Annotated in this window: 25 protein-coding genes and 1 pseudogene; 20 read left to right on the plus strand and 6 right to left on the minus strand. The window is 52.7% G+C overall.

Going from position 1 to position 25113, the window contains the following annotated elements; genetic code table 11:
- The first annotated feature begins 446 nt into the window (after positions 1–446).
- From mnmG to ACI9KD_RS11395, 13 genes are all read left to right on the plus strand, one after another.
- The gene (gene mnmG / locus ACI9KD_RS11335; RefSeq protein ID WP_414981281.1) at positions 447–2384 is read left to right on the plus strand and encodes a tRNA uridine-5-carboxymethylaminomethyl(34) synthesis enzyme MnmG; all 1938 of its coding nucleotides are present in this window, start codon (positions 447–449) and stop codon (positions 2382–2384) included.
- Positions 2385–2387: 3 nt separating this feature from the next.
- Positions 2388–3026 (plus strand): 16S rRNA (guanine(527)-N(7))-methyltransferase RsmG, encoded by a 639-nt coding sequence (gene rsmG / locus ACI9KD_RS11340; RefSeq protein WP_414981282.1) that lies wholly within the window; start codon positions 2388–2390, stop codon positions 3024–3026.
- 34 nt (positions 3027–3060) lie between these two features.
- Positions 3061–3858, plus strand: coding sequence for a ParA family protein (locus tag ACI9KD_RS11345; RefSeq protein WP_414981283.1), 798 nt, complete (start codon positions 3061–3063; stop codon positions 3856–3858).
- Positions 3859–3860: 2 nt separating this feature from the next.
- A complete protein-coding gene (locus tag ACI9KD_RS11350) occupies positions 3861–4736 on the plus strand; it encodes a ParB/RepB/Spo0J family partition protein (protein WP_414981284.1) in 876 nt (291 codons plus the stop codon).
- A gap of 241 nt (positions 4737–4977) precedes the next feature.
- Positions 4978–5397, plus strand: a complete 420-nt coding sequence (locus tag ACI9KD_RS11355; protein ID WP_414981285.1) for an ATP synthase subunit I — start codon at positions 4978–4980, stop codon at positions 5395–5397.
- Positions 5398–5499: 102 nt separating this feature from the next.
- Positions 5500–6378 carry a F0F1 ATP synthase subunit A gene (gene atpB / locus ACI9KD_RS11360; RefSeq protein WP_414981286.1) on the plus strand — a complete coding sequence of 293 codons (879 nt, stop codon included), beginning with the start codon at positions 5500–5502 and terminating at the stop codon, positions 6376–6378.
- 63 nt (positions 6379–6441) lie between these two features.
- The gene (gene atpE, locus ACI9KD_RS11365) at positions 6442–6681 is read left to right on the plus strand and encodes a F0F1 ATP synthase subunit C (RefSeq protein ID WP_008293388.1); all 240 of its coding nucleotides are present in this window, start codon (positions 6442–6444) and stop codon (positions 6679–6681) included.
- Positions 6682–6744: 63 nt separating this feature from the next.
- Entirely contained in the window at positions 6745–7215 is a 471-nt protein-coding gene (locus ACI9KD_RS11370; RefSeq protein WP_414981287.1) for a F0F1 ATP synthase subunit B, read from the plus strand.
- Between the two features lie 9 nt (positions 7216–7224).
- Complete coding sequence (locus ACI9KD_RS11375) at positions 7225–7761, plus strand: F0F1 ATP synthase subunit delta (RefSeq protein ID WP_414981288.1); 537 nt, start codon at positions 7225–7227, stop codon at positions 7759–7761.
- A 17-nt stretch (positions 7762–7778) separates the two neighbouring features.
- On the plus strand, positions 7779–9323 hold the full coding sequence (gene atpA / locus ACI9KD_RS11380) for a F0F1 ATP synthase subunit alpha (protein WP_414981289.1): 1545 nt from the start codon (positions 7779–7781) through the stop codon (positions 9321–9323).
- A 16-nt stretch (positions 9324–9339) separates the two neighbouring features.
- Positions 9340–10203, plus strand: a complete 864-nt coding sequence (gene atpG / locus ACI9KD_RS11385) for a F0F1 ATP synthase subunit gamma (RefSeq protein ID WP_414981290.1) — start codon at positions 9340–9342, stop codon at positions 10201–10203.
- Between the two features lie 104 nt (positions 10204–10307).
- Positions 10308–11705, plus strand: a complete 1398-nt coding sequence (gene atpD, locus ACI9KD_RS11390; RefSeq protein WP_414981291.1) for a F0F1 ATP synthase subunit beta — start codon at positions 10308–10310, stop codon at positions 11703–11705.
- 24 nt (positions 11706–11729) lie between these two features.
- Positions 11730–12161: a F0F1 ATP synthase subunit epsilon gene (locus ACI9KD_RS11395; protein WP_414981292.1), complete on the plus strand. Its 432-nt coding sequence runs from the start codon at positions 11730–11732 to the stop codon at positions 12159–12161.
- Positions 12162–12169: 8 nt separating this feature from the next.
- Here the strand turns inward: ACI9KD_RS11395 and rimK are convergent, their stop codons facing one another.
- Together rimK and ACI9KD_RS11405 are read right to left on the minus strand one after the other, a co-directional pair.
- Positions 12170–13132, minus strand: a complete 963-nt coding sequence (gene rimK / locus ACI9KD_RS11400) for a 30S ribosomal protein S6--L-glutamate ligase (RefSeq protein ID WP_414981304.1) — start codon at positions 13130–13132, stop codon at positions 12170–12172.
- A gap of 48 nt (positions 13133–13180) precedes the next feature.
- Positions 13181–13588: pseudogene (locus ACI9KD_RS11405) on the minus strand (ATP-dependent zinc protease); the annotation flags it as partial.
- A gap of 175 nt (positions 13589–13763) precedes the next feature.
- Between ACI9KD_RS11405 and glmU the strand changes: the two are divergent.
- Positions 13764–15146: a bifunctional UDP-N-acetylglucosamine diphosphorylase/glucosamine-1-phosphate N-acetyltransferase GlmU gene (gene glmU, locus ACI9KD_RS11410; RefSeq protein WP_414981293.1), complete on the plus strand. Its 1383-nt coding sequence runs from the start codon at positions 13764–13766 to the stop codon at positions 15144–15146.
- Positions 15147–15149: 3 nt separating this feature from the next.
- The gene (glmS, locus tag ACI9KD_RS11415; RefSeq protein ID WP_414981294.1) at positions 15150–16979 is read left to right on the plus strand and encodes a glutamine--fructose-6-phosphate transaminase (isomerizing); all 1830 of its coding nucleotides are present in this window, start codon (positions 15150–15152) and stop codon (positions 16977–16979) included.
- Between the two features lie 43 nt (positions 16980–17022).
- Here the strand turns inward: glmS and aqpZ are convergent, their stop codons facing one another.
- Together aqpZ and ACI9KD_RS11425 are read right to left on the minus strand one after the other, a co-directional pair.
- Positions 17023–17718: an aquaporin Z gene (gene aqpZ / locus ACI9KD_RS11420; protein ID WP_414981295.1), complete on the minus strand. Its 696-nt coding sequence runs from the start codon at positions 17716–17718 to the stop codon at positions 17023–17025.
- 57 nt (positions 17719–17775) lie between these two features.
- Positions 17776–18498, minus strand: a complete 723-nt coding sequence (locus ACI9KD_RS11425; RefSeq protein ID WP_414981296.1) for an SIR2 family NAD-dependent protein deacylase — start codon at positions 18496–18498, stop codon at positions 17776–17778.
- A 261-nt stretch (positions 18499–18759) separates the two neighbouring features.
- Between ACI9KD_RS11425 and ACI9KD_RS11430 the strand changes: the two genes are divergently transcribed.
- The 4 genes from ACI9KD_RS11430 (at position 18760) to ACI9KD_RS11445 (ending at position 20702) form a co-directional block, all read left to right on the plus strand.
- Entirely contained in the window at positions 18760–19443 is a 684-nt protein-coding gene (locus ACI9KD_RS11430) for a hypothetical protein (protein WP_414981297.1), read from the plus strand.
- The gene (locus ACI9KD_RS11435) at positions 19412–19768 is read left to right on the plus strand and encodes a hypothetical protein (RefSeq protein WP_414981298.1); all 357 of its coding nucleotides are present in this window, start codon (positions 19412–19414) and stop codon (positions 19766–19768) included. Before ACI9KD_RS11430 ends, ACI9KD_RS11435 begins: the two co-directional genes overlap by 32 nt.
- A 173-nt stretch (positions 19769–19941) precedes the next feature.
- Positions 19942–20286: a hypothetical protein gene (locus tag ACI9KD_RS11440; protein WP_414981299.1), complete on the plus strand. Its 345-nt coding sequence runs from the start codon at positions 19942–19944 to the stop codon at positions 20284–20286.
- 20 nt (positions 20287–20306) lie between these two features.
- Positions 20307–20702 carry a GFA family protein gene (locus tag ACI9KD_RS11445; RefSeq protein ID WP_414981300.1) on the plus strand — a complete coding sequence of 132 codons (396 nt, stop codon included), beginning with the start codon at positions 20307–20309 and terminating at the stop codon, positions 20700–20702.
- Positions 20703–20761: 59 nt separating this feature from the next.
- Here the strand turns inward: ACI9KD_RS11445 and ACI9KD_RS11450 are convergent, their stop codons facing one another.
- Both ACI9KD_RS11450 and ACI9KD_RS11455 read right to left on the minus strand, forming a co-directional pair.
- Positions 20762–21184 carry a hypothetical protein gene (locus ACI9KD_RS11450; protein WP_414981301.1) on the minus strand — a complete coding sequence of 141 codons (423 nt, stop codon included), beginning with the start codon at positions 21182–21184 and terminating at the stop codon, positions 20762–20764.
- An 18-nt stretch (positions 21185–21202) separates the two neighbouring features.
- The gene (locus tag ACI9KD_RS11455; RefSeq protein ID WP_414981302.1) at positions 21203–22783 is read right to left on the minus strand and encodes an SPOR domain-containing protein; all 1581 of its coding nucleotides are present in this window, start codon (positions 22781–22783) and stop codon (positions 21203–21205) included.
- 112 nt (positions 22784–22895) lie between these two features.
- Between ACI9KD_RS11455 and uvrD the strand changes: the two genes are divergently transcribed.
- The gene (gene uvrD / locus ACI9KD_RS11460; protein ID WP_414981303.1) at positions 22896–25049 is read left to right on the plus strand and encodes a DNA helicase II; all 2154 of its coding nucleotides are present in this window, start codon (positions 22896–22898) and stop codon (positions 25047–25049) included.
- The last annotated feature ends 64 nt before the right edge of the window (positions 25050–25113 follow it).

The following is a 25113-nucleotide window of genomic DNA, read 5'->3' on the forward strand; positions in this document are numbered from 1 at the left end:
CACAGCCTTGTTAGAACTTTTGAGCACCTTAGATTCTTCGAGGAATGCTCTGTCAAACGCTGGGTAAAGATCCTGTATCGATGAAGACGCAACTGGGGATAAGGATGATAACTACGTCAACGGCCAGACTTATCCCCGATCGGTTAACCTCTATTACATAGAAGATACAGACTCTATTTACACACTTATGAATAGATTAAAGTATTGATTTAATTAGATAAAATAGAGTTATACCGAAAAATCGCGCCCTTAATAATAACTATAATAAATAAACATACCTATATAAAGGTACTTATATAATTAAATAAGTAATGAGTTGGATGACGCCTTGGCAAAATTATAATCCTCGACCCCTAAAATAAACTTCGACCCTTAGATACCTTTCGACAAGCGCTCGCAAATACATCATCCTGCGTCAGCGATTTGAGGGCAGACACAAACAACTCATGGAACATTCCACACACTTCGACGTTATTGTTATAGGCGGCGGACACGCCGGTACCGAAGCCGCGCTCGCCGCTGCACGGATGGGCTGTGCCACATTGCTTCTCACCCATTCCGTAGACACCTTGGGCCAAATGTCATGTAATCCTGCGATTGGAGGCATCGGTAAGAGCCACCTGGTCCGTGAGATTGACGCTCTGGGTGGTGCCATGGCCAAAGCTACTGATCTAGCAGGTATTCAGTTCAGAGTTTTGAACAGTCGCAAAGGCCCAGCGGTTCGCGCTACGCGAGCTCAGGCAGACCGAGTTTTGTATCGAAACGCGATACGAACAATTATCGAGGCTCAATCAGGATTACAGGTCTTTCAACAAGCCGTTGATGACTTAATTATTGAGAACGGTTCAGTACAGGGTGTGGTCACACAAACCGGCTTACGCTTTCATGCGGCCAGAGTTATTTTGACCACAGGTACCTTCCTGGGCGGGCAAATGCATATCGGCCTCACCCAATCTGCTGGGGGGCGCGCCGGAGATCCACCCTCAAATACCCTCGCTGCACGCTTGAGAGAATTACCGCTTCGCGTCGAACGACTAAAAACCGGCACACCTCCGCGACTGGATGCTCGCAGTATTAATTTGGAGAGTCTTGAAAAACAATGGGGTGATGAGCCGCGTCCCGTAATGTCATTTTTGGGCAATAGCGGGCAACATCCCGAGCAGCGCTGTTGTTGGATGGCCTACACCAATCAACACACCCACGACATTATTCGCCAGGGCCTGGATCGTAGTCCCTTGTATACCGGTGTTATCGAAGGCGAAGGTCCCCGGTATTGCCCTAGCATCGAAGACAAAATCCAACGCTTTGCGGATAAGAACTCACACCAGATATTTGTGGAACCCGAAGGCCTAATAACCAACGAGCTTTATCCCAACGGTATTTCTACCAGCCTGCCTTTTGATGTCCAGGTGGAACTGGTACGCAGTATTAAGGGTTTCGAAAACGCGCATATCACTCGTCCCGGATATGCCATCGAATACGATTTTTTTGATCCCCGGGATCTTTTGTCTTCTTTGGAAACTCGAGCAATATCCGGTTTATATTTTGCCGGTCAGATTAACGGAACTACGGGTTACGAGGAGGCAGCAGCGCAAGGCCTTCTGGCTGGAATCAATGCAGCACTTGCTATACGCGACGAAGCCCCCTGGTGCCCCCGTCGCGATGAAGCTTACCTTGGAGTGTTGGTTGATGACCTGATTACTCTCGGCACTAAAGAGCCTTATCGAATGTTCACCTCGCGCGCAGAACATCGATTGTTGTTGCGCGAAGATAACGCCGACCTACGTCTCACTGAACAAGGACGGAAATTTGGTTTGGTCGACGATGAGCGGTGGGCGCAGTTTAGTGAAAAACGAGATCTAATAGATCAGGAGCAAACCCGATTGCTACGCAGCTTCGTGCATCCAGGAAGCCCGGCCGCTGAAAGTTTAAATGCCAAACTCAGTAAACCCTTGTCGAGGGAGTACAGCTACGCTGAACTGTTGAAACGCCCTGAACTTGAATACTCGGATATAGCGGTTCTGGATTCCTTAGGCATCAAGCATGACCAGGCCGCGCTACAGGTGAGCATACAAGCGAAGTACGCAGGCTACATCGATCGACAACAAGACGAGATTGATCGGGTTAGACGCTACGAGGGTTTATCTCTGCCTAACGATATGGATTACATGCAGGTGCTTGGTTTATCGCACGAGGTGCGAGACAAGTTGATCGAACAAAAACCACAAACATTGGGGCGTGCATCCAGAATACCCGGCGTGACCCCTGCTGCCATTTCCTTACTGCTGGTACACATGAAACGTCGTCAAGGTAAGGCTTTAAAAACCTTCGATGTCAAAAACCCCGAGACGAAGCCTCGCGAAGCTCGCCAACAGACACATTGATACGTGCTCGACGACGAATTAAGCCACGGACTAAAGAACCTCGGACTTACAATAGGCACGGCACAGCAGCAGCTATTGATGGACTATCTCAAGCTCCTTTCGCGCTGGAATAAGATCTACAACCTCACGGCAGTTCGTGACGAGCGAGCTATGGTAACCAGGCATTTACTCGATAGTCTCGCCGTGCAACCGCATTTGTCAGGACAACGATTCATTGATGTGGGCACCGGTGCGGGGCTACCGGGAATACCCCTGGCCATTGCGTCGCCCAAACAACACTTTGCTTTGTTGGACAGCAACGGCAAGAAAACCCGGTTTTTGGTCCATGCCGTTAATGAACTAGGGCTTTCAAATGTCGAAGTGATCAAAGCGCGAGTCACCGACTATGTTCCGGAATCCGCCTACGACACGGTTTTGTCCAGAGCCTTTGGGTCCCTCGGTGATATGATATCCAGCTGTCAGCATCTGTTAGTTTCTGGCGGTGAGTTTCTCGCCATGAAGGGCCAGCGCCCGGACGAAGAACTGCAGCGCGTTGAATCTGATGCACTAGAGGTTTCAGTGATTGATCTACAGGTGCCCGGATTGTCTGAAGAGCGGTGTTTGCTTCGCATACGGCCAAACACGCATAGAGACCAACAATGATCAAACTACCAGCGACTAAAGAGAGAGCGGCGTTTTGGCGCGGATAATAGCCATAGCTAACCAAAAGGGAGGCGTCGGAAAAACAACCACTTGTATTAATTTGGCGGCTTCTTTGGCGGCCATGCGTAAGCGTGTGCTCCTGGTTGATCTCGACCCCCAGGGCAATGCGAGTATGGGAAGCGGTGTCGATAAGTATTCACTAAAGCGCAGCACGTACGATGTGCTGGTCAAAGCATGCGGTGTTAGTGACGCTATTCAGACGCCTTCACAGAGTGGCTTTGACGTGCTCCCCGCTAATGGTGATGTGACCGCGGCCGAAGTAGAACTGATTCATGTTGATGGACGTGAACGCCGCCTACGTGCCGCCCTTGGCCAGGTTCAATCAAGCTACGATTACATGTTGATTGATTGCCCGCCGTCTCTAAACCTCCTGACGCTTAATGGTTTAGTTGCTGCCGATGGAGTGATCATCGCAATGCAGTGCGAATATTTTGCACTGGAAGGATTGTCGGCGCTGCTCGACACTATTGAGCAGGTCCGTTCGAGTGTGAATGTGGGGCTCGAGGTAGAAGGTATTTTGCGCACCATGTACGACCCCAGAAACAGCCTCACTAATGCTGTTTCTGGACAGCTACACGAGCATTTCGGTGACAAGGTTTATCGAACAGTGATTCCTCGTAACGTACGACTAGCTGAAGCGCCTAGCCATGGTCTACCAGCAATGCATTACGACAAGTATTCGCGAGGGTCCCGGGCGTATATGGCGCTTGCAGGCGAAATGATCCGCCGCGAGGAGCGTCTTCGCTCACCAGAAAACGGTACGGGAGCTTAGAAATGGCCGCTAAACGTCGCAGCCTTGGCAGGGGACTTGATGCTCTGTTGGCGGGAAGTAGTCGCCCAGATGAGCCATCGGTAGCCGAATCACCCAACAATGAAAAAGGCTTGTTGCGTGAATTGCCGGTAGACCTCATTCAGCGAGGGCGGTATCAGCCGCGCCGTGATTTCGATCCTTTTGCTTTGCAAGAACTCGCCGACAGCATTAAAGCGCAGGGTGTTATGCAACCGATAGTCGTTAGACCTATCGGAAATGAGCGTTTTGAAATTATCGCCGGTGAGCGACGTTGGCGAGCAGTACAGCAAGCGGGGCTGGATTCTATCCCCGTGCTGATCCGCGATGTTTCTGACCAAGCGACCGTAGCGATGTCGCTCATTGAGAATATACAAAGAGAGGACCTCAACCCTATCGAGGAAGCCTATGCTTTGGAGCGTTTGCAAAATGAATTTGAGATGACCCAACAGCAAGTTGCCGATTCGGTGGGTAAGTCCCGTTCGGCTGTAGCGAACTTGCTTAGACTCACTTCCCTGCAACCCGATGTCCGCACACTTTTAGAGCACGGCGATCTGGATATGGGACATGCTCGCTGTTTGCTGACGTTGGATGCGGAGCAACAAGTACAGCTGGCGCGACGCGTTGTAGCCAAAGGCTTGTCCGTCCGACAGGCAGAAGCTTTGGTGCGGCAGATACAGACAGATAAGCCAAAACCCGAACGAAAGACCCTGGACCCCAATATTCGTAGCCTCCAGGATGAGCTATCGCAAAAGCTGGGCAGCGCAGTGCATATTCAACATAGCGCCAATGGTAAAGGTAAGTTGATTCTGAATTACGGGAGTCTGGATGAACTTGACGGGATTTTGAGTCATTTAAAGTAGTTAAAAACACTAACCACCAGATATAGGGTTTATCAGCAGCGCAATTTCTAGATATGGTCGTTTTAAGGAATAATAGGCTTTTAGCAGCATCGTACTAACCGAGCGTACAACTCAAAAAAAACGACTAATTCGCAAGTCGATGTGAAATAAAGGTTTTTTCGAAAAACACGGTTCTCTGTAGCTTGAACACGGTAGGTTTAGATTCTATAATGCGCGCCGCCCAAATCAGGACGTACTTTTAATGGTGCAAGGTAGGGTGGGGAGAAAGGCTGTTCAGGCCGCGCAAAAGACGCCCCCTCGGCCGCAGTATTTGCGGACCACCCTCATCCAGTTGATGTTGCTGTTTTTTGGTGCACCAATAACGTATCTGGTGGGCGGGTTATCCAGCGCGGTTTCGCTGGCGAGCGGCGCAATGTGCGCGTTGCTGCCCCAGGCGTATTTTGCGGTTCGCGTTGCCGCAGCGTCCAGACATAGCGCCCAACAGGCTGCTCGTTTGGGTTTGTCCGCCGAAGGTGGAAAGTTTGTACTTAGTGCAGTGTCTTTTGCACTGGTGTTTGCGGTGTTAAAACCCGAGCGACCCGGGCTCGTTTTCATAGGGTTTGGGCTGTTTTGGACGATACAGATTATTGAAGGAATACGCCTTTTGCGGCATTCGCGTTAGTTAAGACAGTTAAGATAGTTAAGATAGTTAAGTCGGTTGGCTGCTAATCGATCAGAGCCAGATAAACGTAGGTCATAGGAATAGCGCAGGGCAAAGAAGCAGATGGCAGGCGAATCCCAGACAATTTCAGACTACATCGTCCACCACCTGACGAACTTAACCTATGGGAAGCTTCCCGGTGGTTACCATCGTCATGACGGTAGCACCGTACAGGAAGGCGGTTCCTGGACCATGGCTCATGGTGGTGAAGAAGCCACAGCTATGGGCTTTAATGCAATCCACGTTGATTCCATGATTTGGTCTATCGGTCTTGGCATTGTGTTTTGTTGGATGTTCCACAGCATCGCCAAAAAAGCCTCATCCGATGTGCCTACGGGTCTGACTAACGCCATCGAAATGGTTGTGAGTTTTGTCGACAACACCGTTAAAGATACCTTTCACGGTCGCAACCCAATGATCGCTCCGCTCGCACTGACAATCTTCGTTTGGGTTTTCTTGATGAACCTTATGGATTTGTTGCCCGTTGATCTCATCCCCCATACCTTGATGCTATTCGGTGTCGAGTTCCAAAAAGTTGTTCCCTCAACCGACCCCAACATCACTATGGGCATGGCTTTAGGCGTCTTTATATTGATGCTGTATTACTCGATCAAGGTTAAAGGCTTCGGCTTTGTGAAAGAGCTTGCCCTTAACCCCTTTAACCACCCGCTTTTCATACCCGTGAACCTGTTCATGGAGGTTGTGGGACTGTTGGCAAAGCCCTTTTCATTGGGACTCCGACTGTTCGGCAACATGTATGCGGGTGAAATGATCTTTATTTTGATTGCCGCCTTGTTCAGCGCCGGTGTTATGTGGATGCTGCCGGCTGCCTTGATGCAGGTTGGTTGGGCTATCTTCCATATACTGGTGATCACCTTGCAGGCATTCATCTTTATGGTGCTTACAATCGTGTACCTGAGCATGGCTCACGAAGACCACTAATTAGACAAAACGAACTGATTTACAAACGTAACCTTAGAAACTTTTAGACTTTAGGAGAACACAATGGAACTGATCTACGTTGCTGCTGCAATCATGATGGGCCTTGGCGGTCTTGGTGCTGCGATTGGCGTAGGCCTTCTCGGCGGTAAGCTGATTGAGGGTTCTGCACGTCAGCCGGAGCTTGCTCCCAAGCTGCAAACCACCTTCTTTCTGGGTGCTGGCCTGGTAGATGCTATCCCCATTATTGGTGTTGGTATCGCGATGTTCCTGATCTTCGTTGTTGCACCTGGTGCAGCGGCCTAATACGCCGGATTACTTATCCCATGACGGCCATAGCCGTCTGCGTGTTTTCGCAAGGAGCAGGTAGTGAATATTAACCTTACCCTCATCGGGCAAATGCTAGCGTTTGTAGCCTTCGTCGTCTTTTGTATGAAGTACGTCTGGCCACCAATTATGGCCGCGATGCAGGAGCGCGAGCAAAAAATCTCTGAAGGCCTCGCGGCTGCCGACAAGGCAAGCCACGATCTTGATCTGGCTAAAGAGAAAGTTGTAGAGCGCTTAAAAGAAGCCAAGACCGAGGCTGCAGGCATTGTTGACGCAGCTAATCGTCGCGCTAGTCAGATCGTTGACGAAGCAAAAGACGCAGCGGTAATAGAGGCTGATCGCGTGAAGACGGCTGCACAGGCAGAGATCGAGCAGGAGACCAACCGGGCACGCGAAAAACTTCGCAGCCAGGTGGCGGTTCTGTCTTTGGCCGGTGCAGAAAAAGTTCTGGGCGCTTCTATTGACGCATCGGCTCACGCCGATATCGTCGATAAGCTCGCCGCAGAACTTTAGGTCTAGTTTATGGCAGAGCTCAGTACTCTTGCACGACCTTACGCTCGAGCAGCGTTTGAATACGCCAACACAGAAAGTGCACTGAACGAGTGGCTTGTAGAGCTACAACTAGTTTCAGTTGTTGTGTCTGATGCGGCTGTTCAGAAACTTCTCGGTGACCCATCACTAACAACAGAGAAGCAGGCAGATGTCTTTATTTCTCTTCTGGGTGATGAGCTTGGTGATAGTCGTAAACGATTCCTGCATGTACTTGCAGAAAACCGCCGTCTTGGCCTGGTGCCCAATATTCTGACGCAGTTTGCACAGCTCAAAGCGCAGCGTGAACAGAGCGTCGACGTGGAAATGGTCTCGCCTTTTGAGGTGCCGGATGCGGTTCGTGAACGGATTTCGCAGGCACTCGGCAAGCGCCTGGACCGCGAAGTGGTTATGAGTACCAGTATCGACAGCAGTCTTTTGGGCGGCGTACTGATTCGCGCAGGTGACCTGGTTATTGATGGCAGTGTTCGGGGACGGCTGAACAAGCTGGCCGAAGCACTGACAAACTAGTTTTTGAGGAACAGATAATGCAGCAACTGAATCCATCTGAAATAAGCGATCTGATTCGCCAGCGAATCGATCAGCTGGACGTCAGCAGCGAAGCTCGTAACGTCGGCACCATTGTTTCGGTAAGCGACGGCATCATTCGTATCCACGGTCTCGCCGACGTAATGTATGGCGAGATGATTGAGTTTGATGGCGGTATTTACGGGATGGCGCTTAACCTTGAGCGTGATTCTGTGGGTGCGGTTGTTCTGGGTGATTATAAAGGCTTGGCTGAAGGCCAGTCTTGTCGTTGCACGGGCCGCATTCTTGAAGTACCCGTAGGTCCAGAGCTACAAGGCCGTGTTGTTGACGCTTTGGGTGCGCCCATTGATGGAAAGGGCCCTGTCAACGCAGCTATGACTGATGCGCTTGAGAAAGTTGCTCCAGGCGTAATTGAGCGGCAATCCGTAGACCAGCCTGTGCAGATTGGCTTGAAAGCTATCGATGCTATGGTTCCCATCGGTCGTGGACAGCGAGAGTTGATTATTGGCGATCGCCAAATCGGTAAAACGGCTATCGCTGTTGATGCCATCATCAACCAAAAAGGCACAGGCATTAAGTGTGTCTATGTTGCGATTGGCCAGAAGGCTTCTTCTGTTGCGGCGGTTGTCCGTAAGCTCGAAGCGCACGGCGCTATGGATCACACGATTATCGTGGCCGCTAACGCCTCAGATCCTGCGGCTATGCAGTACCTTGCGCCGTTCGCTGGATGCACCATGGGCGAGTACTACCGCGACCGCGGTGAAGACGCTTTAATCATTTACGATGACCTGACCAAGCAAGCCTGGGCCTATCGTCAAATATCTTTGCTGCTTCGCCGACCACCAGGTCGTGAAGCCTATCCTGGCGATGTCTTTTACTTGCACTCGCGTCTTTTGGAGCGTGCTGCTCGCGTTAATGCTGACTACGTTGAGAAATTCACCGGTGGCGCCGTAAAGGGCAAAACAGGGTCGCTCACCGCATTGCCAGTCATTGAAACTCAGGCAGGTGACGTTTCCGCGTTCGTACCGACCAACGTGATCTCTATTACTGACGGTCAGATTTTCCTTGAGACCGATATGTTTAACTCCGGCGTGCGACCGGCCATGAACGCAGGTATTTCGGTATCTCGGGTAGGTGGCGCAGCGCAGACTAAGGTGATCAAGAAACTGTCCGGAGGTATTCGTACAGCCCTCGCGCAGTATCGTGAGCTCGCAGCGTTTTCTCAGTTCGCGTCTGACCTGGATGATGCTACCAAGGCGCAGCTTGACCACGGTGAACGTGTTACAGAGTTGATGAAGCAGAAGCAGTACTCTCCGCAAAGCATCGCCGAGATGGGTCTGATACTTTATGCCGCAAACGAGGGGCATCTGAAGGATGTTGAGGTCGCCAAGATTGGTGATTTCGAAGCCGCGCTATTGTCTTTTGCGCATGCAGAGTACAGCGATCTGATGAAGCAAGTGGTTGATACCGGCAATTATAACGATGAAATTGCGGGTGGCTTCTCGGAGCTGATTCAGAAGTTCAAGTCCACGCAGACCTACTGAGTCCGGAGACGCACCGATGGCAGCCGGCAAGGAAATTCGCACTAAGATCACGAGTATCCAAAGCACTCAAAAGATCACCAGCGCGATGGAAATGGTCGCCGCAAGTAAAATGCGGAAGGCCCAGGATCGCATGCAAATCGGCAAGCCCTACGCTCGCCGCATTCGTTCGGTCGTTGGTCACATCGCGAACTCGGCACCCGAGTATCACCACGTGTACATGCAAGAGCGCGAGATTAAGCGAGTAGGCTTTATTGTAATTTCCACGGACCGTGGTCTGTGTGGTGGCCTGAACATGAACTTGTTCAAGGCAACGATTCGCGCCATGAAAGAGTGGGCTGAAAAAGACATCGAAATTGATTTGTCCCTGGTGGGCAGCAAAGCCATCGCGTTTTTTAATAGCTACGGCGGCAACGTTATCGCCGTTGCACGTGATATCGGCGAAGCGCCGGCGCTTGAGAATCTCATTGGCGGCGTTAAGACGATGCTGGACGCCTATGAAGAAGGCAAGATCGATCGCCTATTTCTGGTGAGCAACGAATTCGTGAACACCATGACTCAGACGCCAGTAGTCGAGCAAGTGCTCCCGCTACAGGCCGAAGACAGCGAAGAGATGAAGCATCACTGGGACTACATTTACGAGCCCGAGGCCCGTGATCTCCTGGAGGGGCTGCTGACTCGGTACATAGAATCTCAGGTGTACCAGGCGGTGGTCGAGAATGCCGCATGCGAGCAAGCTGCAAGAATGCTCGCGATGAAGAGCGCGACAGACAACGCCGGTGATCTCATCGACGAACTGCAGTTGATTTACAACAAAGCCCGTCAGTCTTCGATTACTCAGGAGCTGTCTGAAATCGTGAGTGGCGCTGCAGCGATTAGTTAGAAATAAGCATCGCCTTTGGCGCTTTGCCTGGGTGAAATAAGTAACAGAACAATCGGTAGCGCGCCGTGGGTGCGACCGAACAATTTGCAAGAAGAGGAACGCACATGAGTAGCGGACGAGTCGTACAGATCATCGGCGCGGTTATCGACGTGGAATTCCCCCGTGATGCTGTCCCGCGGGTTTATGACGCGCTGAAGATCACAGAGAAGGGCATTACTCTGGAAGTTCAGCAGCAGCTTGGCGATGGCGTAGTTCGCACAATTGCCATGGGTTCTTCCGAGGGCTTGTCCCGTGGGTTGGGTGTGGAAAACACGGGTGCGCCGATTGCTGTTCCTGTGGGCAACGAAACACTGGGCCGTATTATGGATGTCCTGGGCAACCCCATTGACGAGCGCGGCCCTATTGGTGAGAAGGAGCGTGCTTCTATTCACCGGGCAGCGCCATCTTATGAAGAGCTGGCTGCTTCGGATGATCTTCTGGAAACAGGCATCAAAGTTATCGACCTAGTGTGTCCCTTTGCTAAAGGCGGCAAGGTTGGATTGTTCGGTGGTGCGGGTGTTGGTAAGACCGTCAACATGATGGAGCTGATTAACAACATCGCTTTGCAGCACGCGGGACTTTCTGTTTTTGCCGGTGTGGGCGAGCGGACTCGTGAAGGCAATGACTTCTACTACGAGATGCAGGAATCCAAGGTCGTAGACCTTGAGAACCTATCTAACTCTAAAGTTGCCATGGTTTACGGGCAGATGAATGAGCCCCCCGGAAACCGGCTGCGTGTTGCACTGACCGGTCTGACAATGGCTGAGAAGTTCCGCGACGAAGGTCGAGATGTTCTTCTGTTTATCGATAATATCTATCGTTACACCCTTGCGGGAACCGAGGTGTCGGCACTGCTTGGACGTATGCCATCGGCGGTGGGCTATCAGCCTACTCTTGCTGAGGAAATGGGCGTACTGCAGGAGCGTATTACCTCTACCAAGACTGGATCTATTACGTCTATTCAGGCGGTATATGTACCGGCTGATGACCTGACAGATCCATCGCCAGCGACGACCTTTGCGCACCTTGATTCAACCGTTGTACTGTCACGCGATATCGCCGCGAAAGGTATTTACCCTGCGGTAGATCCACTGGATTCTACTTCTCGTCAGTTGGATCCACTGCTGATTGGCAACGAGCATTACGATACGGCACGCGGTGTACAGAACGTGTTGCAGCGTTACAAAGAATTGAAAGACATCATTGCGATTCTTGGTATGGATGAGCTATCCGAGGAAGATAAGCAGACGGTAGATCGCGCCCGTAAGATTGAGCGTTTTCTTTCTCAGCCTTTCCACGTTGCAGAAATCTTTACCGGCGCCCCCGGAAAATACGTGTCTCTTAAGGATACTATCGCGGGGTTTAGTGCGATTCTTTCCGGCGAGTATGATCACCTGCCAGAGCAGGCGTTTTACATGGTTGGCAGCATCGACGAAGCCGTCGAGAAAGCGAAGAGCCTGTAACTAGCGTCACCCAGAGGTAAGAGTATGGCCATGACCATTCATTGCGATATTGTCAGTGCAGAGGAAGCCATTTTCTCCGGGCTGGTTGAGTCGCTGGTCGCTACCGGTGAAGTCGGTGAGCTGGGCGTGAACTACGGTCACGCGCCGCTGTTGTCAGCGTTGGTGCCTGGCCCTGTTCGTATCACGCTGCAAAATGGTGATGAGCAGGTCTACTACGTCTCCGGCGGCTATCTGGAAGTGCAGCCTGGCGTTGTATCGATTCTGGCGGACACCGCTATACGCGCGCACGATGTTGATGAAGCTGCGGCTGAAGAGGCACGACGCGAGGCAGAGCACGCCTTGGAAAACCAAACGGGAGATTTCGACTATGGTCGGGCATCGTCTCAGTTGGCGGAAGCGGCAGCGCAGTTGGCTACGCTTCGTAAGATGCGTAATCGTGCAGGACGTGGTAGCTAAGTTTGCCCTCAGACTTGGTTTGAAACCCCGGCACTGCCGGGGTTTTTCGTTTTTGGCTGCCAATTCAGTGATCGCTCAACGGAGGCAATCATGTCCCCCGCGATGTCTTTACCGGTGGCGGTTTCGATGCCTTCGAGCCCTGGGGACGAATTGATCTCGAGTAACAGGGGCCCTCTTGCGGAGCGTATGATATCGACCCCTGCAACCTGTAAGCCCATGGTTTTAGTGGCTTTTATGGCCAGCTTTCGCTCCTCAGGGGTGATTCGGACTAACGCGGCCGTGCCACCCTGATGGAGGTTCGCACGAAACTCTCCGGGTGCCGCCCGACGTTCGATTGAGGCAATCACTTTACCGTCGATAACAAAACAGCGTAGGTCGCGACCCTGGGCTTCTTTAATAAACTCTTGTACCAATAAGTTGGCGTTTAACGACTTGATAGCATTGATGACGCTTTCCCCTGCTTTGCGGGTTTCTGCAAGCACGACGCCACGGCCCTGCGTTCCTTCCAGGAGTTTGACGATTAAAGGCGCTCCACCGACCATATCAATGAGTTCAGACGTGTCCATGGGTGAGTTGGCGAACCCTGTGGTTGGTATGTCCAAGCCTTTGCGCTGTAACAACTGCAGCGAATACAGCTTGTCACGAGAATAACTAATCGCGGACGCGCTGTTTAAGGGGTGGACGCCGATACTTTCGAAGTGCCGAGTCAAGGCACAACCATAAAACGTGAGCTGCGGGCGTATTCGCGGAATCACTGCATCAAAGTCATTGAGGATCCAGCCACCGCGATAATGAATTTCTGGTGTTTCTGCATCAAGCTTCATGTAGCAATGCTTGATATCCAAAAACACCATGTCATGCCCGCGATTTATGCCGGCTTCCATGATCCGTTTATTGCTGTAAAGATCAGGGTTTGAAGCAAGAACACCGATTTTGAGACCCGAGGAGGGTTCATTAGCCACGCCATACATCTGCGAGAGCTGTGTAGGGGTAAGGTCACCGACACTAAAACTGGCGGCAGGATCCACGAGCATACGACCACTCATGGCCTCACGGCCGAGCAGCATGCGATATCCCATAGTGTCGCGATTGCTTAAGGTCAGCTCGATGTCAAAACTGGCACCCCCTATGTGTACAGATCTTGCTATCACATAACGCTTTTCGCGGTCGCCACTCGAGCTTTTAACGAAGCGTCGGTCCACCACAGGGGCTTCACAGCGCACCGTGGTTTTTCGATTTCGTTGGATGGGGTGAACGTCAAAACTGATCCATTTCTCTCCGTTACGATTGAACATATGTATGTTGAAGGCGTGCAGGGAAGAGGTTTTTGCGCCACTGTCTACACGGGCTTTAACTGCAGGAATACCTAGGCTGGGAAATGAGCACCACTCTTCGCTACCCACGATAAGCTTCTGGTCTTGGTTCACACTGTTTTCCGTAGATGAAATACTAATATCGGAGGCTATCAGTGATTGCTAGTCCCTGTCTGCCAGTGTTTCAACCTGTGAACCAGTCGGTATTAGTCGCGTTGTAAAGCGTATTCCAGTCGGTACTATCGTGTATCGAAATATTGAATAAGGCCGGACAGCCGGGCTCTTTATTATGAAGCTTGAAGTCATCATTCTCGCCGCGGGCCAGGGGACGCGCATGCGTTCTTACTTGCCCAAGGTTCTGCATCCACTGGCTAGCCGGCCACTACTGGCGCATGTCTTGGATAGTGCGCGGGCACTCATGCCTGTGAGAATCCATGTGGTTATTGGACACGGCTCTGAGAAGGTTCGCGATGCCCTGGATGCCGAGGATATTGTGTGGGTCATGCAAGAGGAGCAGCTTGGTACAGGTCACGCTGTGCTTCAGGCCATACCCGGGGTTGATTCTGACTCGACGGTGTTAGTGCTGTATGGCGACGTGCCTCTGCTTCGGTCCAGCACTCTGGAAGACTTGGTCAATAATGCGCCGGCATTGCTTACGGCTGAGCTTGAAGATCCGGATGGTTATGGTCGCGTACTTCGCGATAGCAAAGATCAGCTTCAAGGTGTTGTTGAGCACAAGGATGCGACCGAAGAACAGCGCGCTATTAGCGAAATCAACACAGGTGTGCTCGCTTACCCGGCTAAACTGCTTGCGGACTATCTACCGCGAGTGGGCAATGCGAATGCGCAGGACGAATATTACCTGCCCGATGTGCTGTCCATGGCCGTTAACGAAGGGCACCGTATTGCCGCGCTGCGTGCTAACGAGCCAAGCGAGGTGATGGGAATCAATGATCGTGTACAGCTTGCAGAAGCCGAGACTGTCTATCGGCGCCGCGCCGCCGAGGCGCTTATGATCGGTGGTGTTTCTTTGGCTGATCCGGCGCGCATAGATGTTAGGGGAAGCATGCTCTGTGAGTGTGATGTGTTTATCGATGTGAACTGTGTGTTTGAGGGCAAGGTGACTCTCGGTGAGGGCGTTCGTATTGGCGCTAATTGTGTATTGCGAAATTGCTCCATTGCCGCAGGTAGCGAAATTCACCCCATGAGTCACGTTGATGAAAGCGAGGTAGGCAGAGACTGCTCTGTTGGTCCTTACGCGCGTTTGCGACCTGGCACAGTGCTGGCCGACGGCGCCCGTATTGGCAATTTTGTGGAGACCAAGAAAGCCATTATTGGCCAGGGAAGCAAAGTTAACCACTTGAGCTACATCGGTGATGCAGAGCTAGGCGCAGGTGTGAATGTCGGTGCTGGCACAATTACCTGTAATTACGATGGCGTTAACAAGCACAAAACCTTCTTGGGTGATGGGGTTTTTGTGGGCTCTAACAGTACCCTGGTTGCACCGCTTGGCATCGGAGCCGGTGGTTTTGTGGCGGCAGGTTCTACGGTTACCCGGGACGTTCCCGATAGTGCTCTGGGTGTGGCCCGGGCCAAGCAACGAAACATAGATGGCTGGCAGACGCCCAAACAGCGGGTAGAGCATGACAAAAACCCAAGTCGGAGAGACTGATCAATGTGTGGAATTGTAGCTGCAACAGCGCGGCGCGAAGTATCAGAAATTCTCCTTGAGGGCCTACGGCGTCTCGAATATCGAGGCTATGACTCGGCAGGAATGGCGCTTATTGATAACGAGAAGCGCCTGCAGTTACATAAGTACCAGGGCAAAGTTGCTAATCTGGAAGCAGCACAAACCCTCAACCCTATTCTTGGTTGTACCGGTATTGCGCATACGCGTTGGGCCACTCATGGTCAGCCGTCAGCGGCCAATGCCCACCCGCACATTTCGGGCCAGCGGGTGGCTGTCGTTCATAACGGCATCATAGAAAATCACCAGGCTTTGCGCGAGGAGTTGCGCGAGGCGGGCTATGATTTTGTGTCCGCTACAGATTCCGAAGTGATTGTTCACTTACTCCACAGCAATCTCGCAGATGGAAAGAGTCTTCTTGAGGCCATGCGTTACACCGTGTCCCGTCTTGATGGCGCTTACGCACTTGCCGCTATTGATACGCACTCTCCAGAGGAGGTGGTTGCGGCGCGCTCAGGTAGTCCGTTAGTGGTGGGCGTCGGTATTGGTGAGCATTTCTTGGCCTCGGATACCATGGCGCTGCGACAGGTGACGGACCGCTTTATCTATCTTGATGAAGGTGACCTGGTTGTTTGTAGCGCCGCTGGACTGGCCATCTACGACCTTCAAGGCGAGCCCGTTCAGCGGGATATGAAGCGTATTTCAGGTGACATCGAGGACGCTGATTTAGGCGACTTTGAGCACTACATGCTCAAAGAAATCTATGAACAGCCACATGCCCTGGCTGCAACATTTGCTAAAGCGGTGGGTGAGAAAATCGATGACAGTGTTTTTGGCGAGGGCGCTGCCGAGGTGTTTGCCAAAACCCAGGCCATTCAGATTGTTGCCTGTGGTACCAGCTACCACGCTGGCTTGGTGGCGCGTTATTGGCTGGAAGATATTGCCGGTATTCCCTGTCAGGTCGAGGTCGCGTCAGAGTTCCGTTATCGAAAGCGCGTGGCACATCCTGGCACCTTGTTGGTAACCGTGTCCCAAAGTGGTGAAACCGCCGACACGCTCGCCGCTCTTCGTCATGCTGCCCGCGACGAATTTGTGGCCAGCCTGGTGGTCGCGAATGTTGATAACAGCTCTTTGGTGCGCGAAAGCGACATGGCGTTTTTGACACGAGCAGGTATTGAGATCGGCGTGGCATCGACCAAAGCATTTACTACCCAGCTAGTTGGGTTTTTGATGCTTGCCGTGGTGCTTGGTCGTCATCGCGGACTGACTGCAGAGCGTGAGCAGGAGCTTATGGAGGGCTTGAGGCTCTTACCGGATTTGGTTAAGCAGACCTTGAAGCTTGATCCACAAATAGAAGCCATGTCGTCGGCGTTTATTCGAAAGCAGCACGCTTTGTTTCTTGGGCGTGGCATTCAGTATCCCGTCGCTATGGAAGGAGCACTCAAGCTCAAGGAAATTTCCTATATTCACGCCGAAGCCTACCCTGCCGGCGAACTTAAGCACGGACCCTTGGCACTAGTGGATGCGGATATGCCGATTGTAGCGGTCGCACCTAACGACGACCTGCTCGATAAGCTCAAATCCAACCTCGAAGAGGTGCGGTCTCGCGGTGGAGAGTTGTATGTCTTTGCCGATGTCGATGCAGGCTTTAAAGACGAGCCCGGCGTTCACGTACTAGCCATGCCCCATACACCGGAAATATTGCAGCCGGTGATTTACACGGTGGCGCTGCAGTTATTGGCGTATCACGTAGCCTTACAAAAAGGCACTGATGTCGATAAGCCGAGAAACCTGGCGAAGTCCGTCACTGTAGAGTGAGTGCTTCGCCGGGCCCGGGAACTCTTTTTACCAAGGGTTCTGATTAGTCCTCGGACTCAAACCATCGATAGCAAATTCCTGCCATCACGGCGCCGACGAGCGGTGCAAGCCAGAATAGCCACAACTGGGAAATCGCCCAGCTACCTTGAAACAAAGCTACGCCGGTGCTTCGGGCTGGATTCACGGAAGTGTTCGTAATAGGAATACTGATCAGATGGATCAGCGTGAGCCCAAGACCAATAGCGATGGGGGCAAAACCTGCCGGCGCGCGTTTATCGGTAGCACCAAGAATAATCATCAGGAACATAAAGGTCATTACGATCTCTGTTACCAGAGCCGCCGTTAAGCTGTAACCCCCGGGAGAATGCTCGCCGTAGCCGTTAGATGCGAATCCAGCGGTGACATCGAAGCCTGCTTGTCCGCTGGCAATGACATACAGTATCGCTGCGCCTGCACAGCCGCCGGCAACTTGTGCCACGACATAGGGCCCAAGTTCGGAGAGAGGAAAGCGCCCACTAGACCATAAGCCTAACGAAACCGCAGGGTTCAGATGGCATCCGGATATATGTCCGATAGCAAAGGCCATGGTAAGCACCGTAAGACCAAAGGCGAGGGATACTCCCAGAAGACCAATACCCACATCGGGGAATCCCGCAGCTAACACCGCGCTGCCACAGCCGCCGAGTACCAACCAGAATGTTCCGATAAATTCTGCACCGAGTTTTTTAGTTATTGTCATGACTCCGTCCTTCTGTTGATGTGATTGTTCGTCCCTGGTGGAGACGTAGGACGATTATTAGCCAACCGCTTCTATGTAGTCCATAGCCGTCATCGCGTGATAACGACAATTATCGTAGGGCAACGCTACTGGCTCGGGGTCTACAACTTCGATGGGAATGTCCCGCTCCATGGCTATTTCTAAGGCCATCATCGTGATGTTCACACTAAAGGAAGTTCCCATAAACACGATTCGATCTGCGCTCTGCATGCGCTTCTGCGCTTCTGAGATGCGGTACAGCTCTGTGTAGTACTCATCGAACAGCAGGACGAAGGGCTTGTAAGATTCATTAATTTTTGGTCTAACGCTAATTTTGAAAACCTCAAAAAGGCTCTCATCCAATCGGTTTTCGTCGACCTCATCCCAGGGCGCGATGACAGGGGTGATTTGATCAGCGAGGCTTTGATCATGGAACAGGGTCATCTGGTCAAGACGGCCATGGATAGCGATATAGGATGGATTGCCCGCTTTGCCATCTAGGCCGTCAATGTTTTGCGTGATCAGGTTTTTATCCGCAAGCCAGTGATGCACCGCATTGGGACCGTGGTGACGATAGGTGGCAAAACGCCTGTAATACCAGCGTAGAAATTGAATCGGATCCTGCTGGTACATGGCGCGCGTCGCCATCTCCTGCGGCGTGTAATTGCGACTGCCGACGGTCCAGAACCCGTCCTCTCCACGGAAAGTGGGTATGCCGCTTTCGGCACTTACGCCAGCGCCTGTAATGTAGAGCGTACTCATGACGTATCCGCCTCCATAATAAATGCTTGAGCCGCCCCCATAGCTGCTGATCCTGGCAGTGTGCATGAGCTGCTTGTATCAATTCAATAAGCTCGCAGGCCATTGAATTAAGGCCTGGCCGAGATCAGGCTAGAGGGGCACACGAATACCAAATCGGACGGTTAATAGGAGCACTCACCACGAACCGGCACCATTGCCCTGACCATTCCTGAGGTTTCTTTCTACGCCCATAGTGCGCTACCTTCGAGTGAAGGAGGTGCCATGGCTTTGCGCCGTCGTTTTGTTCTTCGCAGCGGTGTCGCTTCGCTCGTCGTCGTCGCAGGCGGCGTTGGTTGGCTGTCTACGCAAACATCCGTAACAGCGCGGGAGCCCTGGGAAGCGGCGAGTAAGGGTTTTAATGATCCACGTCTGAACGCTCTTGCCTATGCGATCCTCGCCCCGAATCCCCACAACACGCAGCCATGGCAGGTTCAGCTCGAGGGCGATGACGCATTTAGCCTATTTGCATTGCGAGAGAGGCTGCTGCCCGAAACCGACCCACCCTGCCGACAGATCACTATCGGGTTTGGCTGTTTTCTTGAGTTGTTTCGCCAAGCCGCTGCACAGCAGGGTTACGAGACACCGGTGGATGCCTTTCCTGAGGGCGAGCCTTACCCCGTACTCGATGGTCGACCCGTAGCAAGAGCCACTATTAAACAGGCACAGGTAGACCGGGAGCCGCTGTTTGCCTATGCACTTTCCCGGCACACTGAACGAGCACCGTTTGATACAGCTCGACCTGTTGATGCAGATACGCTGAATAGAATCAGCAGTATGTCTACGCCAGACGTCCAGGTGGATTGCAATGCGGAACCAATGAAACGGGCGCGCATTCGACAGCTAAGCACCAAGGCCTGGGTCGCTGAATGGAAGAATGCACTCACCCGGAACGGCTTCCTATTGTGAAACGCTGTCCAGTTACTCGGCGGCCTGTAACAGCGCCATGGTCCATGTGTGGAGTACCACAGCTGCAAACACGCGCCTGGACCAGTTGCGTGCGGGTGCTACATGGGTTCGCCTGCATCAGGCAGCGACGCGTGAGGGATTGGCTTTCCACCCCCTCAGTCAGGCCTTGCAGGAGTTTCCTGCCATGGCCGACTTCTATCGTCAGGCACATGAGGAGTTGGCCCCACTAGGCCATACCCTACAAATGCTTGTGCGTCTGGGCTATGCCGCGACATCAGGCCCTGCCCCGCGGGAACCGCTGATGTCCAAGCTGATTTCTGCCTGAGTTTGGGCCCACTCGGCGTTTGTTCTGCGACCCGATCCACAACTTCTTCTCTCAACGTAGGCAATTTGCATTTCACTCCGTTAGAGTTAACGCAATGTTCTGCTGCACATGCTGTGTTTTTCTAAACACTGTTAGTCGCGACAGAGTCTTCCCAGATAACGGGAGTGAAAACAATGAAGCAAGATGGAGATACCGTGAGAGACATGGCAGTCCGAGCGCCGCAGCGCAACATACACAACGTGGCTCTTAGCAAGCAAGAGCATGCGACTGTGTCCGCCATTGTCAGTCGAGTGGTGCGAGTTTTAGGCATTCAGGATCGTGATGGGCTTCGCCAGGATATTGCAATCGTCCAGGCGAATTGTCCCATCGACCTAGAAGCTCTGGCCTCGTCTCCTGATACGGTGTTTTTGGATGAGTTGCTGACTATTGTGGACTCTACTGACCGAACACGGGGGTCATTGAAAGACAGCTTTCACTCACGCTTTATGCTGGATGCCCCGAGCCTTACACTGGTCTGACACTCTCACCAGGAGTCGCCATGAGTGCACTACAAACCTATCACGGTGGGTGCCACTGTGGAGACGTGCGCTTCAGTGTGGAGGCACCGGATTCCGTTGAGCTTGAGCGTTGTAATTGTTCTATCTGCAGTATGGGCGGCTACTTGCACCTTATTGTGCCCGCCTCGCGCTTTCATCTTGTGCAGGGCGAAGAGCAGTTATCTTGCTACGAATTTAACTCTGGTGTCGCCAAACACTACTTTTGTCGCACTTGCGGCATAAAGCCTTTCTATATCCCACGTTCGAATCCCGATGGGGTCGACGTCAACGTTAACTGTCTGGATGAAAAACCCGCGCAGACAAGGATTGTAGAGTTTGATGGCGATCACTGGGAAGCCAACGCCCACACCCTCACGCATAAGTCACAGGAGTTGTGAGCGCTGCTTTCCAGCGTCCGTCAAAGGCCTGGTAGTTAATGCACGGCAAGCAGGCGAAGCTATTTATTAGCGGCCTTGTAAGCTCTCAGCGCAACATTGAAATCCCCCGCAACCGCCTCTTCAGCAGACACGGCCGCGTTATAGGCGTCGATGGACTTTGCGTACTCCGTGCGAGCTTGTGACTTTTTGACAGCATCTTTGGCCCGCTTTGCGGTGGTCTCTGCAGCAGAGTACTTACGTTCTAAGCACTGCATGTACTCCATGTTACTGGTCTGAAATGTCTTAACGGATTTCTGCCCGGCTAGCATGGCTTGCATCGTTGCTTGGCTGCCATCAGGCATCTCCGGACGCGGAGGCTGACTGCAAGTGTCATCGGCCGAGGCAGGGGTGGATGTCGAAATCGCTCCTCCAAGGGAGAGACTCAGTACAGCTGCACAGAACGGCAGGAGTGTGCGTTCAGAATGACACAGGGTGTTTTTCATGATGGCGTACCTATCGCTTTAGTTTTTTCCTACCCACAACCTGGGAAGTTGATACTGTCGTTCGAGCGCGGTGGCAACACGCTCGGCCGAATCCTGACTGGAAAGCCCAATCACTCGAACCCGATACAGCGTCTTAGCTGCAGCGGTCGCTGTTTGTACAACTACCTCGCCGTTATCAACGGTTAGTTTCTTCGCCCAACGTTCAGCGATTGTTCGATCGGCATAAGACCCAAAGTTTACAAACCAGGGCCCTTTGGCTGTTGACCCACTAGCCATCGACGCTGCGCTTGACTGCGCAGCCGCCTGCTTGTTTGCTGCAGCTTGTTTTGTTGTAGCGGCAGCTTTTGCCGCAGCCTCTTCCTGTGCACGCTGTTGTGCTGCAGCACTGACTTTAGCCGCCTGTACGGCTTCGAGTTCCGCCAGCTGTTGTGCAAGAGCGTCGTTTTCCGCAGTCAGTGCTTCCAGCTCTGTATTTAGAGACTCATTTTGCAATTGGACCTGTCTTTGGCGCTCACGTTCCATCTCAGCCTCTTCCGGGCTTATGGTTGTTGCTAGCTTGGCCTGAAGCTCTCGAATTTCTGCCTGCATGTCGCCACGTTGTTGCACGACGCCATAGCCGCCAATGCCCAGCAGTATCAGAGCGACACCCACCACGGCAATCATTCCCAGGGGAAATGCTCGATTCTCTTTGTCCAGCGTCGAGTTTTGAGGCGGTCTTCCCGTAGGGGGTTGGTCTGATTCGCGATCTAATCGACTCATACTAGTGCCGTCGTAAGCGGCTGATCTCTCGACACTGCTCGCTGTTGCAGCCACAGAAATATCGAAGTCATCTTCGAAGTCATCAACCGCTGGAAGCTTCTCTTCTTCTGGAGGATCCAGATCGTTAAGAAAGTCGTCGACAAACTCGTCTTCAAAGTCTCCCGGGGGTTCATCGAAAGCCTCATTCTGCTCCGGCAAAGGTTCATCCAAGCTCTCATCGTCTGGCGTAAAATCATTAGTTGGAAGGTCGGGCTCGTCGTAGGTCACCATCGTCGGCGACTCTTCGGTGAACGCTTGCGCTAACGGCTCATCGGGCATTACCGCTTCTGGTGATTCGCGGTCGTCCATCACACTTAGTGAGTAGTCGCTGTTGGTGCTGGACAGGTGATCAACATCGACTAGATCCGGCGCTCGGGTATCGACGTGATCATTCGTATCATCAAAAATCGCTTCGTTGTTGCTAAGCGATAGTAAGACCTCGTCATCGGGTTCGTCACTTGAGCTTTCCGAATCAGACTCTGGCTCAAAACCCTGCGCGGTCGCCTTTCGATCGGCGGCTTCTTTATGTTGGCGAACCTCAGGCAGGTCATTCAGGGGCACATCGGGGGAGGGCCAATCCGCAAGAGGATCTTCGAGCTCGCTGGCAAATGCGGCATACCCAGGGTCTATGTTCTCAGGCTCGTCACCTGATCCCGGGAAATCGTCTCCATAGTCGCTATCTACAAACGGCGGACTGCTGTCATCGTCGCGGTCTATGAACAGCTCGCGATGTCCATCATCCGAACCTTTGTTGTCCTCCTCGGAGGCACCTATTTTCGGATCTTTATCGTCTTCTGCCATTAACTTTAACTACCGGCTGTGGCCCGCTGTTGATAGTAGCAGAGCGCAAGCGGTCACGCCCACCATTGCCCTTTTTCGTGAGTAAAACAAGGGAAGCGGTTAGAATGCGGGTATGGACGTAAGCGATATTTTGACGGGATTAAACGACGCGCAACGCGATGCTGTGGCAGCGGATAGCGGCAATATGTTGGTGCTTGCTGGAGCGGGGTCAGGAAAGACCCGTGTTCTGGTGCATCGCATTGCCTGGCTGATTCGCGCCGAAGGCTTGTCGCCGCATGCGGTGTTGTCCGTTACATTTACCAATAAAGCTGCTCGGGAGATGCGTGGACGCATCGAACAGATGCTGCAAATACCAACGCACAGTATGTGGGTGGGCACTTTCCATGGGCTGGCTCACCGCTTGTTAAAGACGCACTGGAAAGAGGCCCGCCTACCCCAGAATTTTCAGATTCTCGATAGCGATGATCAGCTGCGATTGGTAAAGCGCGTCTGTCGAGGTCTTCAGCTAGATGAGTCTCGTTGGCCTCCCAAGCAGGCCCAGTGGTACATCAATGCCCAGAAGGATGAGGGTTTGCGCGCTGCCCACATCGAGCCGCCCCTCGGCGATTTGTACATCAAAACCATGCTGCGCGTGTATGCCGCCTATGAGGAAGCGTGCGAGCGGGGCGGGATGGTCGACTTTGCGGAGTTGTTACTCCGGGCGCATGAGCTCTGGCTGAATGCACCCGAGGTGCTGGCGCACTATCAAGGCCGTTTTCGCCAGATACTGGTAGACGAGTTTCAGGACACCAACACTATCCAGTATGCGTGGCTGCGAGTTTTGGCGGGTGATCAGATACCTGTGGTGGCGGTGGGTGATGACGATCAGTCGATCTACGGTTGGCGCGGCGCGAAGATCGAAAACATTCAGCGCTTCGGAGAAGACTTTGGCGGAACACAGCTTGTGCGCCTGGAGCAGAACTACCGGTCCACACAGACCATTTTGCAGGCCGCTAACGGTGTTATTTCCAACAATAGCGGTCGTTTGGGTAAAGAGCTGTGGAGTGCCGGCGAGACCGGTGACCCCGTGCAGCTGTATGCCGGGTTTAATGAGCAAGACGAAGCACGGTTTATTGTTGAGCAAATTGAAAGCTGGGTGAGTAATGGCCAAACACGTCGCTCTGCTGCCATTTTGTACCGTTCCAATGCGCAGTCTCGTGTTTTGGAGGAGGCGCTGCTGCGCAGCGGGCTGCCCTATCGTATTTATGGCGGCCAACGATTCTACGAACGTTTGGAAATTCGCAGCGCCATGGCGTATCTGCGGCTTCTGGTCAGCCGGGGCGACGATGCGGCCTTTGAGCGGGTGATTAATACGCCGCCTCGGGGTATTGGTAGTAAAACGCTGGATGTTTTGCGAGCGACAGCCCGGGAAAATCAAAGCTCTCTTTGGCAGTCCATAAAAACCTGTCAGGAGCGCAAGTTGCTGCCGGCCCGCGCACTAACTGCTATGGAGGGGTTTCGAGTACTGGTCGACGAGCTAGATACCCTCACCGACCCCATGACGCTCGAAGAGTTGGTTGATCAAATGGTGCGTCGTTCAAGTTTGATCGCGTATTACGAGAAAGAGAAAGGCGAAAAAGGTCTGGCTCGGGTTGAAAACCTGGAAGAACTGGTAAGCGCCGCGCGGACCTTTGTCCCCGAAAGTGATGAGCTGTCGCCTTTGCAGCAGTTTGTAGACAGCGCGGCGCTGGATGCCGGCGAGGGCCAGGCAGATCCCCACGAAGACAGCGTCCAATTGATGACCTTGCACTCCGCTAAGGGTTTGGAGTTTCCGCTGGTGTTTCTTGCGGGGATGGAAGAGAACCTGTTCCCGCACCGTATGTCCATCGAAGAGCCGGGTCGTCTCGAGGAAGAGCGCCGTCTTTGTTACGTGGGCATTACCCGAGCGATGGAGCGTTTGGTTCTCACTTATGCGGAAAGTCGTCGTTTACACGGGAGTGATAGTTACAACCCGCCCTCTCGTTTTGTGCGGGAGATACCTTCAGAGCTTGTGAATGAAGTGCGATTACAGACCAAGATCAGTCGCCCGATCAGTCAGTTGTCGGGGATTACACCGGCTTCAGATACAGGACTGAATCTTGGCCAGCGCGTGTATCACCAGATGTTTGGGGAAGGTGTTGTACTGAATTTTGAAGGCCGGGGCAGCAATGCAAGAGTCGAGGTCAACTTCGCGGCCGAGGGCACAAAGTGGCTGGTGGTGCAGTATGCGAAACTGCAGGCGCTGTAGCGACGCGGTGTCTATGATCGAGTCAGAAATGGTCGAGCAAAAATCCAGTGACGAGCGCTAAGGC

Origin of the sequence: Congregibacter sp., from assembly GCF_047617445.1 — a bacterium.
GTDB lineage: Bacteria > Pseudomonadota > Gammaproteobacteria > Pseudomonadales > Halieaceae > Congregibacter.

Excerpts from the sequence above, each read along its gene's own strand:
- mnmG (WP_414981281.1), top strand. The coding sequence starts at position 447 with ATGGAACATTCCACACACTTCGACGTTATTGTTATAGGCGGCGGACAC.
- ACI9KD_RS11350 (WP_414981284.1), top strand. The coding sequence starts at position 3,861 with ATGGCCGCTAAACGTCGCAGCCTTGGCAGGGGACTTGATGCTCTGTTG.
- ACI9KD_RS11355 (WP_414981285.1), top strand. The coding sequence starts at position 4,978 with ATGGTGCAAGGTAGGGTGGGGAGAAAGGCTGTTCAGGCCGCGCAAAAG.
- atpB (WP_414981286.1), top strand. The coding sequence starts at position 5,500 with ATGGCAGGCGAATCCCAGACAATTTCAGACTACATCGTCCACCACCTG.
- atpE (WP_008293388.1), top strand. The coding sequence starts at position 6,442 with ATGGAACTGATCTACGTTGCTGCTGCAATCATGATGGGCCTTGGCGGT.
- ACI9KD_RS11375 (WP_414981288.1), top strand. The coding sequence starts at position 7,225 with ATGGCAGAGCTCAGTACTCTTGCACGACCTTACGCTCGAGCAGCGTTT.
- atpA (WP_414981289.1), top strand. The coding sequence starts at position 7,779 with ATGCAGCAACTGAATCCATCTGAAATAAGCGATCTGATTCGCCAGCGA.
- atpG (WP_414981290.1), top strand. The coding sequence starts at position 9,340 with ATGGCAGCCGGCAAGGAAATTCGCACTAAGATCACGAGTATCCAAAGC.
- atpD (WP_414981291.1), top strand. The coding sequence starts at position 10,308 with ATGAGTAGCGGACGAGTCGTACAGATCATCGGCGCGGTTATCGACGTG.
- ACI9KD_RS11395 (WP_414981292.1), top strand. The coding sequence starts at position 11,730 with ATGGCCATGACCATTCATTGCGATATTGTCAGTGCAGAGGAAGCCATT.
- rimK (WP_414981304.1), bottom strand. The coding sequence starts at position 13,132 with ATGTATGGCGTGGCTAATGAACCCTCCTCGGGTCTCAAAATCGGTGTT.
- glmU (WP_414981293.1), top strand. The coding sequence starts at position 13,764 with ATGAAGCTTGAAGTCATCATTCTCGCCGCGGGCCAGGGGACGCGCATG.
- glmS (WP_414981294.1), top strand. The coding sequence starts at position 15,150 with ATGTGTGGAATTGTAGCTGCAACAGCGCGGCGCGAAGTATCAGAAATT.
- aqpZ (WP_414981295.1), bottom strand. The coding sequence starts at position 17,718 with ATGACAATAACTAAAAAACTCGGTGCAGAATTTATCGGAACATTCTGG.
- ACI9KD_RS11425 (WP_414981296.1), bottom strand. The coding sequence starts at position 18,498 with ATGAGTACGCTCTACATTACAGGCGCTGGCGTAAGTGCCGAAAGCGGC.
- ACI9KD_RS11430 (WP_414981297.1), top strand. The coding sequence starts at position 18,760 with ATGGCTTTGCGCCGTCGTTTTGTTCTTCGCAGCGGTGTCGCTTCGCTC.
- ACI9KD_RS11435 (WP_414981298.1), top strand. The coding sequence starts at position 19,412 with ATGCACTCACCCGGAACGGCTTCCTATTGTGAAACGCTGTCCAGTTAC.
- ACI9KD_RS11440 (WP_414981299.1), top strand. The coding sequence starts at position 19,942 with ATGAAGCAAGATGGAGATACCGTGAGAGACATGGCAGTCCGAGCGCCG.
- ACI9KD_RS11445 (WP_414981300.1), top strand. The coding sequence starts at position 20,307 with ATGAGTGCACTACAAACCTATCACGGTGGGTGCCACTGTGGAGACGTG.
- ACI9KD_RS11450 (WP_414981301.1), bottom strand. The coding sequence starts at position 21,184 with ATGAAAAACACCCTGTGTCATTCTGAACGCACACTCCTGCCGTTCTGT.
- ACI9KD_RS11455 (WP_414981302.1), bottom strand. The coding sequence starts at position 22,783 with ATGGCAGAAGACGATAAAGATCCGAAAATAGGTGCCTCCGAGGAGGAC.
- uvrD (WP_414981303.1), top strand. The coding sequence starts at position 22,896 with ATGGACGTAAGCGATATTTTGACGGGATTAAACGACGCGCAACGCGAT.